The organism is Gilliamella sp. B3817 (assembly GCF_026536705.1).
Lineage (GTDB): Bacteria > Pseudomonadota > Gammaproteobacteria > Enterobacterales > Orbaceae > Gilliamella > Gilliamella apicola_I.
Genome location: NZ_JAFNNV010000001.1, coordinates 124723 through 144268, shown reverse-complemented (window position 1 = coordinate 144268; position 19546 = coordinate 124723). Strand labels below are relative to the sequence as shown.

Here is a 19546-nt window from a genome sequence, read left to right as displayed (position 1 = left end):
ACCTATTGATTTATAAATTTATTGATTTTATCGATAATATGTTCTGAGTTTAATCCCATTTCAGCCCTAATTTCACTTTGTGATCCTTGTGGAATAAACCTGTCAGGTAATCCAATGTTTAAAATATCACATTTTATTTTTTTCGATAACAGGAATTCATTGATGCTACTTCCTGCTCCGCCTTTAATACTATTTTCTTCTATTGTGACTAGTATATTATGGGTTTGGCTAATCTGCAAAAGTACTTTCTCATCTAATGGTTTTACAAAGCGCATATCAATAACTGTAGCATTAATTTGCTCGGCAGCTTGTAAAACTTCAGGGAGTAATGTGCCAAAATTGAGTAAAGCTATTTTTTCGCCTTCTCGGCATACCTTAGATTGACCTAATGGAATGGCATTTAAAGGTGCTAGCGGTGTTCCTGTTCCTTCTCCTCGAGGATAACGTACCGCTGCAGGCCCTTGATGAAGATAGCCAGTATATAGCATTTGACGACATTCATTTTCATCACTTGGTGTCATGATAACTAGATTTGGTATACATCTTAAAAAACTTAAATCAAATGCCCCTTGATGGGTTTCTCCATCTGCACCCACGATCCCCGCACGATCTATCGCAAACAAAACAGGCAGATTTTGTATTGCAATATCATGAATAACTTGATCATAAGCACGTTGTAAAAAAGTAGAATAGATTGCCACAATCGGTTTAAAGTCACTAATAGCAAAACCTGCCGCTAACGTTACCGCATGTTGCTCAGCAATAGCCACATCATAAAACTGGTTGGGATAACGTTTAGCAAATTCAGTCATACCAGAACCTTCACTCATTGCGGGGGTAATAGCGATCAATCGCTCGTCCTTTTCTGCCATTTCACACAGCCATTCACCAAAAACTTGCGAATAGGTGGGTGCAATTTTTTTATCTAACGGGAAAGTTCCATCAATAGGATCAAACTTTGGTACACCATGCCAGAGTGTCGGGTTCTTTTCAGCAGGCTCATAGCCTTTCCCTTTCTGTGTAATGACATGCAATAACTGAGGACCTTTTAATTGTCGCACTCTTTGTAATGTGGAGACTAAATTTTCAATATCATGTCCGTCAATGGGGCCAATGTAATTAAAACCCAGTTCTTCAAATAAAATGGCAGGAGTGATTAAACCTTTTAAATGTTCTTCTGTTTTTTTAACTAACTCTTTTAATGGCGGAATATTGGAAAGAACACGTTTGCCACTTTCTCGAAAAGAAGTATAGGCCTTACTGGATAGAATTTGCGTTAAATGTTGATTTAATGCTCCGGTATTTTCAGAAATGGACATATCATTATCATTTATAATCACTAACATATCGGGTTTGATATGACCTGCATGATTCATTGCTTCAAATGCCATGCCTGCTGTTAATGCACCGTCTCCGATAATGGCTGCAACTTTTTGACCTGATTGTTTTTTTTGTTCACTAATGGCAATACCCAATGCTGCACTGATTGAAGTTGAAGAATGTCCTGTAGTTAATACGTCATATTCGCTTTCTTCTCGATGTGGAAAAGAATGTATGCCGTCTTTTTGGCGAATAGTCAGCATCTGATCACGGCGACCCGTTAAAATTTTATGTGGATAGGCTTGATGTCCAACATCCCAAATAATTTTATCGAATGGCGTATGATAAACGTAATGGAGGGCGACCGTTAATTCAACTACGCCAAGACCGGAAGCTAAATGTCCACTGGATTGACTTACACTAGTTAACAAAAATTGCCTAAGCTCACGACAAATCGCAGATAATTGCGAAAGCGGATAGCGCCTAAGATCGGTTGGAGAGTTAATTTGTTTTAATAGCGGATAATTATCTAAATTCATCTTTATTATTGAGTGAGTGTGTTAACTATTACGATTAATAATATAACTAGCAAGGTCTTGTAATGGCTTACTATTATAAGGTATTTGCTTCACACTATCGATAGCTTGTTGATAAAGTTGTTGTGTCAACTGTTGCGCATTTTTTAATCCCATTAAGGCCGGATAAGTGCTTTTTTCATGCGCAATATCTGAACCTTGTGGTTTTCCCATAATGGCTTGTTCGCCAATAATATCTAAAATGTCATCTTGAATTTGAAAAGCAAGTCCAATTGCCTTTGCATAATGATCTAAATTAGCATAATAAGGGATAGCTTGATTACCGCTCGCATAGGCGCCCAAGCGTATCGCTGCTTTTATCAAAGCGCCAGTTTTGTAGCAGTGAATTTTTTGTAAATGCTCAAGTGATATCGATTGGTGTTCAGCTTGTAAATCAAGTGATTGTCCTAAACACATCCCATCTAAACCACTTGCTTGTGCCAGCTCGGTTATCATTCTAATTTTGGCTTGATCATCGATGAATTGGCTTTCAGCTAATAATGTAAATGCTAATGATTGTAATGCGTCTCCGGCTAAGATAGCCTGTGCTTCATTAAATTGAATATGGCAAGTAGGTTTACCTCGCCGTAAATCATCATTATCCATAGCAGGAAGGTCATCATGAATAAGCGAATAGGTATGGATTGATTCAATTGCGGCTGCCGGTTCGTCCAAATTAGCAAGTGGACAACCAAACATTTGACCTGTTAAATAGACTAAAATAGGGCGTATTCGCTTACCACCAGCAAGTAAACTGTAACTCATAGCTTGTTGCAAAGTCGATGCCGATTTTTCTGATAAATACGACGTTAAAAAAGCATCAATACGATCTTGCAACGTTTTTAAGTTATTCATCATCATCCACTAAAAAATCTGACAATTCAGCATCACTATTTTCAGATAATAAAATTTGTATCCGTTGCTCTGCTTGTTTTAACTGTTTTTGACCCGCTCTGGCAAGCTTGACCCCTTTTTCAAATTCATTCAATGCTTCATCTAGGGGTAGGTCACCATTTTCTAAATGTGTGACGATAGTTTCAAGCTGTTTCAGTGTTTCTTCAAAACTCGGTTCTTTAGTCGTTTTTTTGGGCATAAGGTAATCCTCTTTTTACTCAGTGAGTATACACGTTATTTTAAGAATGGTGAATGACACTTTATCTGTATATTCTAGCATTTAGCGATCTTCAATGCCTGACGTTCTTCATTATCAATACAATACCTACTTATAATGATTGATTTGAAATAGTCTCTTGCTTCTGCTCCAATTCATCTAGTGACACTAAAGCAAGATCAGGATCGATCGGTTTTTTAACTTCAACACCTAATTCCCGAAATTTTTCAATTTGACCAATGACGTTACCTCGTCCTTTAGCCAATTTATTCATTGAATTTTGAAATGTTTGTTGTGCTTTATCTAAACAGTTACCCAAATTTTCCATATCCTCAACAAAACCACGGACTTTATCATAAAGTTTACTTGCTCTATCGGCAATTAATTCGGCATTACGATTTTGATATTCAAATCGCCATAGATTATGAATAGTTCGCAGTGCTACTAAAAGCGTGGTTGGACTGACTATCATAATATTATTTTTTAGTGCCTCATTGATTAATGAGGGATCCTGATCTATGGCACATAAAAAAGCGGGTTCGACGGGAATAAACATCAGAATATAATCTAACGAATTAATGCCGATAAGTTTATGATAGTCTTTTTGGCTAAGTTGTTTAAGATGATTACGGACTGCTATCAAGTGGTCTGACATGGCTTTAGCTTTGATGACCTCATCTTCGCCATTAAAATAGCGCTCATAAGCAACAAGGGTGACTTTTGAATCAATCACAACATCACCACCTTGAGGTAAATGTACAATGACATCAGGCTGTAATCGTCGATTATCGTCATTGGTTAGATTTACTTGTGTTTCATATTCATAACCTAAACGTAATCCAGAATTATCCAAAATTTGACTGAGGATAAATTCACCCCAATTTCCTTGAGTTTTATTATTTCCTTTTAAGGCATTAGTAAGATTAATCGCTTCTTTAGTCATAAGCTCATTGAGTTGCTGCAAATTACGAATTTCGTGTGTCAGTGTATGACGCTCTTTCGCTTCTTGACCAAAACTATCTTGAACTTGTTTTTTAAAGCCTTCTAACTGCTCTTTAAGTGGTGACAATAAAAAATCTAAACTTTGTTTATTTTGTTGTTCAATTTTTTTACCACTGTGTTCAAATATGCGATTAGCTAAGTTTTCAAATTGGGTTGTAAGACGTTGCTCGCTTTGTTCAAGAATAGTTTGACGTTCATGCGCAGAATTAAGCGTTTCTTCTAAGCGAGTTTTCAGTTCGCTAATTTTCATATTTTGAGCAACGTGTTGTTGTCGATACTCATTAAGTTCATTTTCTAACTGCATGACTTGTTTGACAAGAGTCTGCAATTCCTCTTTTTTCTGTGACAATTGAATATCAAATAATTGTTTGAGATTATGGCTGGTAAATTGGTACTTAAAAACGATTATCAATAAAATTAAGGATACACAACAAAAAATAATTGCAATCCAATCAATTAATCCCAACGCAGCAAGCATAATTAAGCCCTTTCAAAAGTAAATGATACCACATCCGCTAAGCTTTGTGACTCAAGCGCTAGCATGATTAGGCGATCTAATCCTACCGCAACGCCTGCACAATCAGGCAATCCTGCTTCCATTGCTGCTAATAATTCAACATCAATATTTTGTTGTGGTAAGTTTAATTTGGTGCGATCCAGATTATTTTGTTCAAATCGTAGCTTTTGTTCTTGCGCATTTGTCAGTTCTTTAAATCCATTGGCAAGTTCTACACCTTTATAATAGAACTCAAAACGACTTGCAACGCGATGATCTTCGGAACTGATAGTGGCTAATGCTGCTTGAGAAGCAGGAAAATTAAAGACAGCTATGGGTCTATCTTTCCCGATATGCGGTTCAACGCCTAAGGTAAACAAGCACTGTAATAATGAATCTCGATCATAATCTTCAGTTTTTATACCCATGTTGAGTTGATTTGCGGCAGTAATTAATGTTTGGTGATCTGCTTCGAGCGGGTCGATATTTAAATGACGTTGAAAAGCTTTTTGGTATGAAATCCTTTCAGCAGGCTCACAATCTAAGACGTATTGTAATAGATCGTCGACTTCGTTGATCATTTGCATCATATCAAATTGAATTCGATACCATTCAAGCATAGTAAACTCGGGATTGTGAATTCGACTCACTTCTTCATGATTACGAAAGGATTTACAGATTTGATAAATAGGACCACTGCCCGCAGCCAGTAAGCGTTTCATATGGTATTCAGGACTGGTAATGAGCGTCATTTTTTGTCCTTGAGATAGTTCAAATTCGCCTGGTTTATAAAAAGTGGTATCAAAGGAACTTAAATGCACATCCGTGACAGCATATTGGCTTAAAGTTGGAGTTTCAACTTCTAAAATACATCGGTCAGCAAAGAATTGTCTTACTTGAGAAACGATTTTTGCGCGCTTAAGAAGGTTAGTGATAGATGCAGAAGGTTGCCAAGTCATAAAAAAATCCATGAGGGTTGATAATTCATAAAAAAGAAATAGGGCTAAAGCCCTATAAATTACTATTGACGCTCATTTTGCCATAATTGGAACAAATTGTCGTATTTTTCTTGTTGCAGCCAAATATGGCGATGCAATTGAGAAAGGATGAAAGGATCTTCTAAAATTGCTAATTGTTGTTCTTTAGTAATTTTTTCAAGATCTGTGTGTAAATAGTGATGAACTAATTCGTCACGTACTAATTGATTTTTTTCATTCGCTAAATGACGTGAAGTAGATAATGCACATGCCAGCGCATTATAAACCGGATCTACAAGTGCCATAATAAAGCCATGTTGCACAAAAGCAGCCTCGATTTGTTGTAAATAATCGTCTGTCAATGTGACGGCACGAGTTGGATGCGTTTCTTCAGGGGTTAAAAATAAACCTGCTTTTTGAGCTTTGATTCCCACACTAGAAAGACCCGAAACACGAATAACCAATGGAGAAATAGTTAACGGTATCAGGATTGCAATGTACCAATAGGTAAATTGCGGGTTGAGCCAAATTATTATCGCTAACCAAATAATGCCTAATATTGACAGTGGCCAGCAAAAATAGAATGACTCGCCCCATGTTAACGCGTCATCATTTCGTGAAGGGGATTTCCACTGGATTTTACTACCCAACCATGCTTTTACCACAAATTTACTATGAAATATCATGCGGATAGGGGCTAAAATCATCGACCATATCATTTCAATAAGGATAGATAAGGTTAATTTAAAAATTCCACCTACGTCTTTTGCTCTGGTTTTGGCAATGATAATACCGTAGCTAAAAAATTTTGGCGCAAATAATAATATTAACGTTGTCGATAATAGTCTTATTGCTAACTGTTCATCCCATTTAGGCCAAGTAGGATAAAATTGATTGGATTGGTAAAAATATTGTGGTTCTGAAATGTTAAATACCAATAATAATAATGTAGAAAAGATTAAAAAGACCAACCATAAAAGTGACGAAATATAAGCCATACCACTGGTCAAAAACATAATGCGGTGGGTAAAGGTAATTCCACTTTTAAAGATTAATCTTAAATTGATTAGATTTCCCATACACCAGCGATTATCTCGTTTAAGATCTTCAATCATGTTGCCAGGAAGCTCTTCATAGCTACCATTAAGATTATAAGCAATCCAAACTCCATAACCAGCCCGTCGCATTAATGTCGCTTCGACAAGATCATGTGACAATATATGAAGAGGCCCTTTACGTTTTTGTAAAGGCGATAAAATACAGTGTTCAATAAAGGGTTTTAAACGAATCATCGCATTATGTCCCCAATATTGTGCTTCACCCAATTGCCAAAAGTGAGTACCTGAACAAAATATATCACTATATATTTGATTAGCGAATTGTTGAATACGCCCATAGAGTGTTTTCATTCTGACTGACTTCGGAGGGGATTGCAAAATACCTGCATTAGGTGTCATTTCCATCATGGCAATCATTTTTAAAATACAGTCGCCAGTCATAATACTGTCTGCATCAAGAATCATCATATATTCATATAAATGACCCCAACGACGACAAAAATCATCGATGTTACCACTTTTACGTTTTACGCGGCGTTTGCGGTGACGGTAAAAAATTTGACATCCGTTATCGGCTTTTTTAGCGTTGAAATCAGCCCAAGCTTTCAGTTCATTAACATAAAGATCGGGATCATTGGTATCACTTAAAATGTAAAAGTCACAACATGCGACATGACCGGTTTCGACGAGTGATTGGTAAGTTGCTTCTAATCCGGCAAAAACACGTGCCACATCTTCATTACAAATTGGCATAACTAAAGCAGTGCGATGCGTATTGTCAATATGGGATGCAGGATCCGTTGGAATCGGTATGGTGAATCGATCTTTACCTATGACCGCCAAAATTAATCCCATAATACTTGTCCAAAAACCAATTGAGATCCAACAAAACAAGATAGCAAACAGGACTATTATAATTCCTTGAATAATATAGGGAATCACGTTATATATTGCCAGTTCAGGATTTAGCTGCCAATTAGCCATAAAATTAATTTTGTCCCAACTTTGATAGGGTAGCAAAGAAGATAAATAATTTGTGCCTAAATAAGTTTGAATGGCAATCAACAAAAACATTATCAAACGCCGAATTGTGGCAATAAAACTTCTATTTGGCTTGGATTTTGCTTTGAAAGGTTTATTCCAAATTTGAGGTTGGATTGCAACACGCTTAATGTCTGGATAGGTAGGTTGTTGCTTTCTGTCATCATTAAAATCACGAGTATCACTAATTTGATGCAAGCGATACTTCAAAAATGCCACATCATCAGAAGGCATTTCCTGTTCATTTGATTTCTGACACCAGTTATCGGCGTCAGAAAGATGTGAAAAGTAATCATTTTTCATAGGATTATCACTATTGTGCAGGGTATTGACCACTCCATGTTTCGGATAAAATTTCGTTAGTTTTCTCAGAAGCTAATTGAATACGAATATCAGTGGCTTTTTTGTTATCTTCAACATTAAACCTTACAATGACACGCCATCCTTTCGTTACCGAATTATATTGTGAGTCTGTGCTAACAATCGATCCATTGGTGATACTTGAAATCACCTTAACAGGTATTTTATTGGATAATTGAGGTCCTGCAAAATCAATGACGTAAGCATTAGAACCATCAAGTTTACGAATTAGATTTGCCTGTTTGATATCGCCTAGCGATAAACGCGTACTAACTGCTCTGGCAACATTACTTGGATAACGTTGCTGATCATTTAACGTATAGTGTAATCGATAGCTAATATCAAGAACATCACCAGCATTGTACTGTTTTTTCGGAACCCAGAACGTTACGATATTATCGTTAGTTTCATCGGCGGTCGGTATTTCAACAAGTTCCACACGACCTTTTTGCCAATCGCCAAGAATTTCTGTCCAAACACTTGGTCTTTGCTCATAATGATCGTCAAGGTCTTGGTAATCTTGAAAACCATTATCACGTTGAATCAAGCCAAATTGTTTAGGGTTTTCCAAGCTATAAGATGAAAACGACAGACGCTTAGGATTGTTTAACGGACGCCAAATCCATTCATTATTGTTGGTTAAAATGGATAACCCATTGGAATCATGCATAGCAGGGCGATAATTCAAAATTGGCGAAGGTTGATTTGGCCCATATAAAAACATACTGGTTAAAGGTGCCACACCAAGTTTTTTTACTGATGTACGGAAGAAAACTTTAGCTTCAACTGTGACAGTGGTATCAACACTTGGGATTAACGTTATTTTGTATGCACCTGTTACACTAGATGAATCAAGAAGCGCATAAATCACTAAATGTTTCTGATTCGGTTCGGGTCTTTCTATCCAAAATTCTTTAAAACGAGGAAACTCTTCTCCCGATATTTCACCTGTATCGATAGCAAGCCCTCTCGCTGAAAGACCATAGATTTGGTTTTTACCTATTGCCCGAAAGTAACTACCACCGAGTGCAGTAAAAACTTCATCATCGGTTTTTGTTGGCGAATTGATAGGATAATGTACTTTAAATCCCGCAAAGCCTAAATTTTTAGTATCTAATTTATCTAAGTGAATCTGACTAAGGTCAAAATAACTAGGATCATATTTTATTTCTTGAGCGTGATTATTGACGACCTCATTAATCTTAACGGGGGTATCGAAATACATACCTTCATGATAAAACTCAAGTTTAAAACGAGTATCTTCATCATTCCAATAAGCTTTTTGATGATTAAATTGAATTTTCTGATAGTCTGCAAATTGTAATGATGCAAGTTCACTCGGGATATTTTTGGATGGTTGCTGATAAGCTTTTTTTGACAAGTCTTTAGCTTTGTTTATCACATCCTCATACGAAAATGCCCAAGAAGAAAAGCTAATTAACGAAACAGCACACACGCAAAATATTTTGCATGTGACTGTTTTATAAAATTGGCTGTTTGGCAATAAATTGTGCATAAAATACTCACATTGGGTTTATCTAAATATATTGAAATAATTAATAATATTATCTTTTGGATTGCCTAAACACTTTTCAACATAATCGTTTTTCATTTCTAAAATAATACTTGGGTTTTGGTCAATCAAAAAGTGAGCATAATTATCTTTATTGATTTTAGAATAGAGTGCTGACATATCTTGCTCAGACATTTTAAATAAGGGTTGATAGTAGTTGGCAATCTTGGTTGTATCTTTTGTATAAATTGCCGAGACAAAATCAGCAGAAAGATCACAATAATTTTTGATATTGCTGCGAGATGCCTTGATTTTATTCAGTTCAATTTGACGCTCAGCTTCGTTTTCTTCAGTTATTTTTTTGAGTTGCAGATCAGATTTCAGCTTATAATATTCAGTCAAATAAAAATTTAAAACACAAAAGGCTGAATTATTATCATTTTTACACGTTAGCAATCCTCGCTTAATAACATAGTTATTAAAATTTTTGTTGCCAATTAATTGAGCTAGTTGATTTTTTGCATTAACAACATAGGGATTGTTATATTCAGTTTTATTTTGTAAAGCCAATAATTGATCTGTTTCAGTATTCCCTTCAGCTTTTTTCTGTGACAAATCAGATCGAAGTGCGCAACTTGAAACAAGAATAGCAACAATGGCACATGTTAAAATATTACTTATTTTCATATATAAAATTCCATGAACTTATTCTTGAGTTATAATTCAATAGGATGCTATATAGCTATTATTAAAAAAATTATATACTTTTTTTTATAATAACACTTTATAACGACGTATTTTTTTGTAAAAAATGTGATAGAACTTACAACTTTATCATTAGTGGTGACAGATCTTCTGAATATTAACTGTAAATTGCGTATTTGTTACAGGTGAAAATTTTGCTTTCGCTTTCAAAAAAGCAATCAGTTCAGATGCATTCATATCTGTTTTAGAGCAAGTATGAAATTTAGCATGTTTTCCAAATCGTTGTTCAATAGCTGCCAGTAGAGATAATTCTGTGTAGCTATTCCCTTCCATCATTTGTAAAACTTCATGACCATGAATTGATACCATAAATCCCTCTTGATGTTACCGATTAATGCTATAACAACGACACTTTTATAACCCATTTATCTTATAAAAGCAATGTTTTAACAAGGTTGGGAAAGATATCAGATCTTATCACGAAACAAAAGGATTTAATCGTTAAGATATTGTCAATATATGATGCCTTGCTGCTAAATAATTACAGCATTAGGTAAAGATTAATTATCATTAATCTGCAAGGCATCATATTTTTAATTATTCATTAATATTTGTTAATTTAACGATAATTGATTGATTTTCATTTTTTACTTGAAAGATAGAAACAGGGATAATATCTGTGAGTTTATAACCGATGTTATCGTTTATTTTAATCACTCCTTCATCGGGTAATGAAACGATTTCTTCCCTTACAGAATGTAGCATGGATAAAGGTAAAAAAGCATAAGCACCAATATCGGTAAGACGAACTCTGGCACCGCCACGATTGATATCCACAATTTCAGCTGTGTATGTTTGACCAATTTTATCTGATAAGTATTGAGCAAATAGATTTTCGGCCATATCTCGTTCTGCCAATCTTAACATTTTTCGCCGTTCATTCATGGTTTTGAGTTGATTTGTATCCGGTGGTGTTAACGCTTCCTGGCGCATATAAGCTTTCAATAAACGATGATTAACCATATCGCCATATTTACGAATTGGTGATGTCCAAGTTGCATAAGCGTCAAATCCCAATCCAAAATGAGGTTGAGGTTCAATTGAAAAATCAGCCGGACTTTGGAATTTTCGTAATCGCATGGCTAAAAACGGATCATTATCAATGATGCGACGAAGTTTTATATAACCTGCAAACGAAGTTAGTGACGTTTTATCAAACTCAGTTATCCCGTTGTCGGCTAGAATTTTTAATATTTGATCCAGATATTTGGTGTCAAAACCGGTGTGAATATTATAAATACCAAAACCAATTTTTTCATTTAACATCGTGGTTAATGCTTGGTTTGCAATCACCATGACTTCTTCAACAATTTGATTAGCGATGCGACGCGGTTCTTTTATAATAGCTTCAACTTGGCGATTTTCATCAAGTACGAAACGGTAGTCGGTTACATCCTTAAAAACAAGTGCATTTTCTTGTCGCCAATTTATTCTGACCTTAGCTAAATTGGCTAAAATATTAAGTTGTTCGGGTAAAGATGAATGACTTGAAGATAATTGCTCATTGTTTTCCAAGAAGTCAGAAACATTGTGATAAGCAAGTTTGGCTTTCGATTCTATCCAAGCAGAGGTAAAACTGATGCTATCAAATAAGATATTCCCTGATGAATCAAGTTTTAGCTTGCAAACCATTGCCGGGCGTTTTACATTCGCTTGCAAAGAACATAAATCATCGGCTAACTCTTTAGGTAACATTGGGATATTGAAATCGGGAAGGTAGGTCGTAAAATTCCTCATTTTTGCAATATTATCAATATCACTATCTTTCAAGACAAATGCTGTGGGATCGGCAATGGCGACATGAAGATTAAAATTACCTTGTTCATCCATATTAACCGAAATCGCATCATCCATATCTTGAGTGTTTTCACTATCTATGGTAAAAAAACAGACGTCAGTTAAATCTTGACGATTTTCAAGCTCTTTTTCAATAATCGATAAAGTATCAGCTTGCGGTACTGTTGTTTCTAAATTATAACGTGCTAGTGTTTTAAGCCATAATTTGTATTTTGAATCATCTTTAACGATGAAATCGGTAATGGCTGCAACAAATTTTTTTTTGTCTGCGTTCAAAGGATGTGAAATTAGTGTTGCAACGACCCAGTCATTTTCTTTCAATTTTTGTGGAAGTTGACTATTTACTTTGCAGGGGATCGAAAAACTACTAGGCATGTTTTCTGGATAGATAACCATTGAACGGTCTTGGAAACCTATTCTTCCAATAAATGATTCTAATGCGCTTTCAAGTAATACTTCAGGTTCAAAAGATTCTTTATCGTTGTTTTTGACAACGATTCCAGAAACTTTGTCGCCATGACAAACGGTTTTCATTTTAGCCATTGGTATAAAATAACTGGTTTTGTTATCAACGTCTAAAAAACCGAATCCCTTCTCATGGGCTCGGACTGTGCCTTCAATGCGTGGCGTTTGTTGATGAAGCTCTTGCTTTAGTTGTGCGAGTAATGGGTTATTTTGAAACATATGACTTAATATATAATGAAAATAAGTGCTGAATTCTAACACATTTATAGCTTATATTGTTACAGAATTAATCACTAAATTATTATCAACTATTGGAATAAATTTTAAACATAAATATTAGAGTGGAAATATGAAACTAAATTATAAAATTCAGGGCGAAGGACAGCCTATTTTATTTTTGCATGGTATGTTTGGTAGCTTGGATAATTTGAATATGCTAGCAAAAGATTTTGCTCCGCATTATCAAACTATTCAGGTCGATCTGCGTAATCACGGACTTTCGCCGTGGTCAGATGAAATGAATTATGACGCTATGGCTAATGATGTTGCTGAGCTTTGTCAAGAATTACAATTGAAAAATCTTATAATTGTCGGCCATTCAATGGGTGGAAAAGTAGCAATGCAATTAATTCGAATTGTGCCTGAAATTATACAGAAAGTTGTCGTCATGGATATTGCACCCGTAAAATATTTACAGTCACCTAATTTTGATGTTATTCAATCATTAGAAAAGTGTTGTTCACAGCATATTACTGATAAAAAACAGATTATGCATATTATGGAGCAACAAGGTGTGAATTCAGCGACTATCTATTTTTTATTAAAATCATTTAAAAAAGATCACTGGCTATTTAATGCAAAAATTATTGTTAAAAATTATTTTGATTTAAGTGATTGGCAAGCAGGCGCGCCCAGTATGAAACCCATTTTATTTATTCGTGGTGGGAATTCAACATACATAGCTGATCAATATTTGGATACACTGTTTTCGCAATTTCCACAGGCTAAAATTGTAACTATTGAAGGGGCAGGTCACAATGTTCATGCTGAAAAAACGGCTCAAGTGTTAACGGCATTGCATGAGTTTATCGAAAATAAGATTTAATTATTATTGGCAAAATAATCGTTGTTGCTCACTTTTATCATAATTAGGTATAGTAATGGTTATGATTACCAGTGTACATTGATTATTATACGTTTTATTTTGTAAGAGGTATGTCCAATGTGTTGGAATAATATGTTGGGCAATATCAGGATAGCTATCGAGTAATTGGAAGATAACCTGATCAACATGTAGTTTGTTGGTAATGTAATGGCGCTGATGAAGTAAGGCTTTTTCCATCTGCATAAAACTAAGAAGAATGATTGAAAATAGTAGTGAGGCGATCAATACTTCAATCAAACTAAAACCGCCAGCATGTTTATTCACAATCATGACTTCTTTTCTCTGGGCAATAATCAAGCCACTGTCCTTTATGAACGATGAGTTTGCCATTGTCTAAATGCGCTAAAGTATAAAGAAAAAACCCATTAGCTTCTCCTCGTACTAAAATGGCATTATCGTGACTCAAGTTCGATTGTTTAATACAAACTTTTAATTGTAAATTTAGCTCATGTTGGCATTGCCAATGGGGTTTAGGGCGCTGCCAACGTTGCGTTATTGCCCAACTTAATGATGAACTGGCGGTATTAAATTGTTGATAGTATCGTCTTTCTGTCATGGCAATTTTTTGCCATGATGCAACTAAAATATGAAATCCGAACAATAAAGATAAGCCTATTATCATTAAAATAATCACCATAACAATAGCACTAAATCCCGATTGATTAACAAAACGATTACCTGTTTTCATTTTTGATTATCTTGGTAAGGTGATACTGAATATGAGCATGTTTTTTTAATTCAGCAGTTAACTTTATTTCAATTGTCTGACTGCGTTGCTTGATACTAAATTGAGTGACGTTCACATCATTTGGATCAAACAGGCGTTGCCAATTCAAACCATCACATTTAGTGGCTGCGTGTTTGTATTCAAGATTATTTTGGTGATAGCGAAAAGTAAAGACATCAAAATAAGTAGAATATAAAGATTTGCGACTCCCATTATCACCTAATCCACTGTCATAACGAATAACGATACAATCTTGTCGATCATTAATTTCAATGGGTTTAAATTTTATTTTTGTAGAAATATGATGCGTAAACCCAGCACGCTTAATATCTTTAGATAAGCCAGCCAGTGCTTGATGAACCGTTTGTTGTAAATGTGATTTTAAATAATCATCACTTAGCCGCATTTGGAGTTGTTGATAACATTGACTTGTGCCAATCAAAATTAAACTTGCTATCATTAAACAGATTAATACTTCAAATAGCGAAAATCCTGATTGTTTTAACATGGAGGCATACCGGATAGATAACCTTGCTCATAACAAAAGCGAACCCTTCCTCGAAATGAGATTAAAATTTTTGTTTCGCCTATCTGATTATGAAGTTTTAAAGAAGCTGTTTGTGCCATGTTTCTTCGTCCCCAAAAGGAAATGATTTTTTTATTGGTTAAACCGCTTATTTCCACCGAATTGTTGGGTTTAATATATCGTAATTCACTCTCCATACAGGAATTGGGTTTATCGCCTTTACTGGCAACTAAACACCAAGGCGAGGAAAAAAGATAGAAATGATAAGTATGATTATAAGTGTATGCGTTAATTTGCACTTCGTTAAAAAAATGCGTTAATTGTTTAGTGGTGGTAAGTAATTCTTCTTTAAGTTGTAACGTTTTCCATTGTGTTACACCAATGGAAGCAAATATGGCACAAATGCCCACAACAACGATCAACTCTAATAAAGAAAATCCTGAATTTTGCATCATACATATTGGTTAAATTAGCGATATGATGATAGTAAATAATGACATTCAAATAACGATTTTTTATTGTCAAAATTGGAACACATTTCACAAATTAATGTCCTTTTTATTAAACAGTATTAAGATGATATGACAAACCGCTTAAAAAGTGCCGGATATTATATTATACTGTCAATCCTGATTAAATTTGCCAACGGACTTAAAAGTTAAAGGAAACAAGAGATGCAACAATTACAAACTATTATTGACGCCGCATTTGAACGTCGTGCGGAAATCACACCATCAAATGCAGATGCTGTTACACGTGATGCAATTAATCAATGTATTCATCTATTAGATAGCGGAAAAATGCGTGTCGCTGAAAAAATTAATGGTGAGTGGGTCACCCATCAATGGTTGAAAAAAGCTGTATTGCTCTCGTTTCGTATTAACGAAAATCAGTTGATCAATGCTGGTCCAACTAATTATTACGATAAAGTGCCGTTAAAATTTGCTGACTATGATGAAGCTAGATTTGCGCAAGAGGGTTTTCGTGTTGTTCCGTCTGCCATTGCGCGTAAAGGGGCTTATGTCGCTCGTAACACCGTATTAATGCCATCTTATGTTAATATTGGTGCTTATGTTGATGAAGGAACAATGGTTGATACATGGGTTACAGTTGGTTCATGTGCCCAAATTGGTAAAAATGTTCATTTGTCTGGTGGTGTAGGTATTGGTGGAGTCTTAGAGCCATTACAAGCAAATCCAACGATTATTGAAGATAACTGCTTTATCGGTGCCCGTAGTGAAATTGTAGAAGGCGTGGTAGTTGAAGAAGGTTCGGTTATTTCAATGGGCGTATTTATTGGGCAAAGTACCAAAATTTATGATCGTGCAACCGGTGAAGTTCATTATGGTCGTGTGCCTGCAGGTTCTGTTGTTGTTTCCGGTAACTTACCAACTAAAGATGGTAAATATAGCCTTTATTGTGCCGTTATTGTTAAGAAAGTGGATGCCAAAACTTTAGGAAAAGTGGGTATCAATGAGTTACTTCGCACTATCGATTAATTTTTTAATCACACTTAAAAATGCCACTAACTAAGTGGCATATATCTTTGTATTTTTCTTAGAATTCTATTTATATTTTTAATCTTTTGAAGAGGAGAGTTTATGCCTTCTTTCGATATCGTATCAGAAATCCAAATGCCAGAAGTGAAAAATGGCGTCGAGAACGCGTCACGTGAATTGACCACGCGCTGGGATTTTAAAAATGTTGAAGCTTCGTTTGAATTGAACGAAAAAAACGAGACAATTAAAGCCACCAGTCAATCTGAGTTTCAAGTTCAGCAACTTCTTGATATCTTACGAGATAAATTGGCTAAACGTGGTATTGATGGCGGTGCTTTAGACATTCCTGAAGAATTGGAGCATAGCGGTAAACTTTACAGTATCACTGTCAAACTGAAGCAAGGTATTGATAAAGAGTTAGCTAAAAAAATAGTGAAATTAATTAAAGATAGTAAAATTAAAGTTCAAGCTCAAGTTCAAGGTGATCAAGTTCGTGTAACTGGTAAGTCTCGTGATGATTTACAAGCGACAATGGCTTTAGTCAAGAATGGTGAATTAGGACAACCTTTTCAATTTACCAATTTTCGAGACTAAACAACGCTTAAATTTGCCGATAATGTTGTCGGCAAGTTTGCTTATTGAATATCCGGTCTTCATTTTAGCATAATCCTCATTTTTTCTTATTATTACTAAAAAATTTCACCATACTATCATAAAGTTGATTTTCACAAATTTAGTAAAGATTGAGATTTTTTTTAGCGATTCAGCTATTCTATTCTTATTTTAATCCTCACAACGACAGTGACAGCGAACCTAATGATGAAAAAATTAATCTTATTGTTATTCATGTGTCTCTTCTCTTCTTCTCTTCTTCTATTCTTGCGCAAAATGAAAATAGCGAGGATAAAAAAGCCTTTATTGATGCGCTATTATCAAAAATGACCATTGAACAGAAGGTTGGACAATTGCGTTTAATCAGTGTGGGCGGAGAACTCACACTCGATAAAGTCTTAGATCAAATTGAAGCTGGCGAAATTGGGGGGATATTTAATACTGTTGTCGAGCCTGACTTGTCACGAATGCAAGATCGTGCTTTAAAATCACCTAACAAGATCCCGTTATTATTAGGATTTGACATTGTGCATGGTCATCGCACTGTGTTTCCAATCAATTTAGGTATTGCCTCTACTTGGGATCGCCAAGCAATGGCTCTTGTCGCACAAGTTTCCGCTGATGAAGCTACTTCTGATGGACTTAATATTACTTGGGCTCCCATGGTTGATATTACCCGAGACCCACGATGGGGTAGAGTTTCTGAAGGTTTTGGTGAAGATCCTTATCTTACTTCAGAAGCTGGGCGGATTTTTGTTGAACAAATGCAAAAGCCGTCTTTGGCGGAAAAAAATTCGTTGGTGACAACCGTTAAACACTTTGCGCTTTATGGTGCGGTTGAAGGTGGGCGAGAATACAATAGTACCGATATGAGTGAACGAAAAATGTTTCAAGAATATCTGGTTCCCTACAAAGCGGCAATAGATGCAGGAAGCCAAGCTATTATGGTATCGCTGGTTACGGTAAATGGTGTTCCGGCTACCGCAAATCATTGGCTTTTGACCGATGTGCTACGTCATCAATGGCATTTTAATGGCGTAGTCATTAGCGATCATGGTGCAATTCGGGAACTGATTAATCATGGTGTTGCCAGTGATGCCAAAGATGCTGTTCGCATTGCAATTAAAGCCGGTATTGATGTTAGTATGAATGATGAATATTTCCTTCAATTTATCCCCCAACTGGTCAAAGAAGGGGCATTGAGTGAAGATGATATTAACAATGCATGTCGACACGTGTTGTCGCTTAAATATGATATGGGATTGTTTCGTCACCCTCATCGTAATTTAGATCCAAACTTAGACATTGAAACGATGTTTGCTGATAATCGATTACATCGAAAAGAAGCCAGAGAAGTGGCACGACGCAGTATTGTGTTATTAAAAAATGATAATAAGGTTTTACCTTTATCTAAAGATCAAAAAATTGCGGTTATTGGTCCACTAGCAGACTCCAAACGCGATATATTAGGGAGTTGGTCGGGTGCAGGTCGAGCTAATTTAGCCGTGACTCCCTTGGAAGGCATTAATCACGCAATAAACAACCCCAAAAATGTCAGTTATGCATTGGGTGCTAATCTTTCGGATGATCCCGCACTATTTAAATTCTTAAATCTTTACGAAGTTACGGCAAAATTTGATGACAGACCTGTTGAAAAGATGATTAGTGAAGCGGTCGAATTAGCGAAAAATGCAGATGTTGTTGTCGCTTTCGTTGGTGAAGCGCAAGGAATGGCACATGAGTCGTCAAGTCGAACAGATATTTCCCTTCCTGAAAGTCAAAAAAGATTACTTCGAGCACTTAAAGCAACCGGTAAACCCCTTGTTATTGCTTTAATGAATGGTCGCCCGTTAACATTAGTCGATGAATATCAACAAGCCGATGCGATGCTTGAAACATGGTTTTTAGGTACAGAAGGCGGTAATGCCATTGCTGATGTATTGTTTGGCGATTATAATCCGTCTGGAAAATTACCTATGTCATTTCCACGTAATGTTGGACAGATACCTGTCTATTACAGCCATTTAAACACAGGTCGCCCACACGGAACGGAGAATATGGGGAAATACACGACATCTTATTTGGACAGTCCTAATGAACCTTTGTTCCCTTTTGGCTATGGACTAAGTTATACTGATTTCAACATCACTTTTTCTCTTTCAGCGACAGAAATGCAACAAAATGGTCAAATTATTGTGACAGCAATAGTTGAAAATACAGGAAACAGGGAAGGTACTCAAACCGTTCAACTTTACTTACAAGATGTGACTGCTTCGGTAAGTAGACCCGTTAAAGAACTAAAAGGCTTTGAGAGCATTACATTGAAAGCACATGAAAAAGGAGAAGTGCACTTTATTATTAAGCCTGAAATGTTAAAATTTTGGAATGACAAAATGCAATATGTGGCAGAGCCAGGTAAATTTAATGTGTTTATTGGCTCGGATTCAACTACACAAAACAAACAAACTTTTACTTTATTGAATAACTAAACTTTTTTATCCCATTAACCTTCGTTAGTGGGATAGGCTTAATAGATT

At 35.7% G+C, this 19546-nt stretch carries 18 protein-coding genes; 4 read left to right on the top strand and 14 right to left on the bottom strand.

Features of this window, described 5'->3' with window-relative positions; translation table 11 throughout:
* Window positions 1-2: 2 nt before the first annotated feature.
* From dxs to J3U36_RS00550, 10 genes are all read right to left on the bottom strand, one after another.
* Window positions 3-1865, bottom strand: a complete 1863-nt coding sequence (gene dxs / locus J3U36_RS00595) for a 1-deoxy-D-xylulose-5-phosphate synthase (protein WP_411590082.1) — start codon at window positions 1863-1865, stop codon at window positions 3-5.
* A 15-nt stretch (window positions 1866-1880) separates the two neighbouring features.
* Complete coding sequence (gene ispA / locus J3U36_RS00590) at window positions 1881-2753, bottom strand: (2E,6E)-farnesyl diphosphate synthase (protein ID WP_411597176.1); 873 nt, start codon at window positions 2751-2753, stop codon at window positions 1881-1883.
* Window positions 2743-2988: an exodeoxyribonuclease VII small subunit gene (gene xseB, locus J3U36_RS00585; RefSeq protein WP_065559557.1), complete on the bottom strand. Its 246-nt coding sequence runs from the start codon at window positions 2986-2988 to the stop codon at window positions 2743-2745. Before xseB ends, ispA begins: the two co-directional genes overlap by 11 nt.
* 130 nt (window positions 2989-3118) lie before the next feature.
* Window positions 3119-4486 (bottom strand): DNA recombination protein RmuC, encoded by a 1368-nt coding sequence (gene rmuC / locus J3U36_RS00580; RefSeq protein ID WP_267379233.1) that lies wholly within the window; start codon window positions 4484-4486, stop codon window positions 3119-3121.
* A gap of 2 nt (window positions 4487-4488) precedes the next feature.
* A complete protein-coding gene (gene epmA / locus J3U36_RS00575; RefSeq protein ID WP_267361064.1) occupies window positions 4489-5463 on the bottom strand; it encodes an elongation factor P--(R)-beta-lysine ligase in 975 nt (324 codons plus the stop codon).
* A gap of 62 nt (window positions 5464-5525) precedes the next feature.
* Entirely contained in the window at window positions 5526-7883 is a 2358-nt protein-coding gene (mdoH, locus tag J3U36_RS00570) for a glucans biosynthesis glucosyltransferase MdoH (protein WP_267379236.1), read from the bottom strand.
* 10 nt (window positions 7884-7893) lie between these two features.
* Window positions 7894-9456, bottom strand: coding sequence for a glucan biosynthesis protein G (locus tag J3U36_RS00565; RefSeq protein WP_267350551.1), 1563 nt, complete (start codon window positions 9454-9456; stop codon window positions 7894-7896).
* Window positions 9457-9474: 18 nt separating this feature from the next.
* Window positions 9475-10140 (bottom strand): hypothetical protein, encoded by a 666-nt coding sequence (locus J3U36_RS00560; protein WP_267361060.1) that lies wholly within the window; start codon window positions 10138-10140, stop codon window positions 9475-9477.
* A 150-nt stretch (window positions 10141-10290) separates the two neighbouring features.
* Window positions 10291-10527: a YecH family metal-binding protein gene (locus tag J3U36_RS00555; RefSeq protein ID WP_065559551.1), complete on the bottom strand. Its 237-nt coding sequence runs from the start codon at window positions 10525-10527 to the stop codon at window positions 10291-10293.
* A gap of 228 nt (window positions 10528-10755) precedes the next feature.
* Entirely contained in the window at window positions 10756-12741 is a 1986-nt protein-coding gene (locus tag J3U36_RS00550) for an exoribonuclease II (RefSeq protein WP_267379239.1), read from the bottom strand.
* Between the two features lie 88 nt (window positions 12742-12829).
* Between J3U36_RS00550 and J3U36_RS00545 the strand changes: the two genes are divergently transcribed.
* Window positions 12830-13585, top strand: a complete 756-nt coding sequence (locus J3U36_RS00545; RefSeq protein ID WP_267379242.1) for an alpha/beta fold hydrolase — start codon at window positions 12830-12832, stop codon at window positions 13583-13585.
* Window positions 13586-13588: 3 nt separating this feature from the next.
* On the opposite strand, the gene J3U36_RS00540 is transcribed toward J3U36_RS00545, so the two are convergent.
* Genes J3U36_RS00540 through J3U36_RS00525 form a run of 4 tightly spaced genes read right to left on the bottom strand, consistent with a single transcriptional unit; the run spans window position 13589 to window position 15353 of the window.
* Window positions 13589-13915, bottom strand: a complete 327-nt coding sequence (locus J3U36_RS00540; protein WP_267379245.1) for a type IV pilus modification PilV family protein — start codon at window positions 13913-13915, stop codon at window positions 13589-13591.
* Entirely contained in the window at window positions 13902-14333 is a 432-nt protein-coding gene (locus J3U36_RS00535; protein ID WP_267350541.1) for a DUF2509 family protein, read from the bottom strand. The genes J3U36_RS00540 and J3U36_RS00535 overlap by 14 nt, the downstream gene beginning before the upstream one ends.
* A complete protein-coding gene (locus J3U36_RS00530; protein ID WP_267379248.1) occupies window positions 14320-14880 on the bottom strand; it encodes a prepilin peptidase-dependent protein in 561 nt (186 codons plus the stop codon). The genes J3U36_RS00535 and J3U36_RS00530 overlap by 14 nt, the downstream gene beginning before the upstream one ends.
* On the bottom strand, window positions 14874-15353 hold the full coding sequence (locus tag J3U36_RS00525; protein ID WP_267379250.1) for a prepilin-type N-terminal cleavage/methylation domain-containing protein: 480 nt from the start codon (window positions 15351-15353) through the stop codon (window positions 14874-14876). The genes J3U36_RS00530 and J3U36_RS00525 overlap by 7 nt, the downstream gene beginning before the upstream one ends.
* A gap of 219 nt (window positions 15354-15572) precedes the next feature.
* On the opposite strand from J3U36_RS00525, the gene dapD reads away from it, so the two are divergent.
* The 3 genes from dapD to bglX all read left to right on the top strand — a co-directional run bounded on the left by dapD (window position 15573) and on the right by bglX (window position 19498).
* Window positions 15573-16397 carry a 2,3,4,5-tetrahydropyridine-2,6-dicarboxylate N-succinyltransferase gene (gene dapD / locus J3U36_RS00520; RefSeq protein ID WP_267350535.1) on the top strand — a complete coding sequence of 275 codons (825 nt, stop codon included), beginning with the start codon at window positions 15573-15575 and terminating at the stop codon, window positions 16395-16397.
* 102 nt (window positions 16398-16499) lie between these two features.
* On the top strand, window positions 16500-16991 hold the full coding sequence (locus J3U36_RS00515) for a YajQ family cyclic di-GMP-binding protein (RefSeq protein ID WP_267350533.1): 492 nt from the start codon (window positions 16500-16502) through the stop codon (window positions 16989-16991).
* Between the two features lie 254 nt (window positions 16992-17245).
* A complete protein-coding gene (gene bglX, locus J3U36_RS00510; protein WP_416379830.1) occupies window positions 17246-19498 on the top strand; it encodes a beta-glucosidase BglX in 2253 nt (750 codons plus the stop codon).
* Window positions 19499-19546 lie beyond the last annotated feature (48 nt).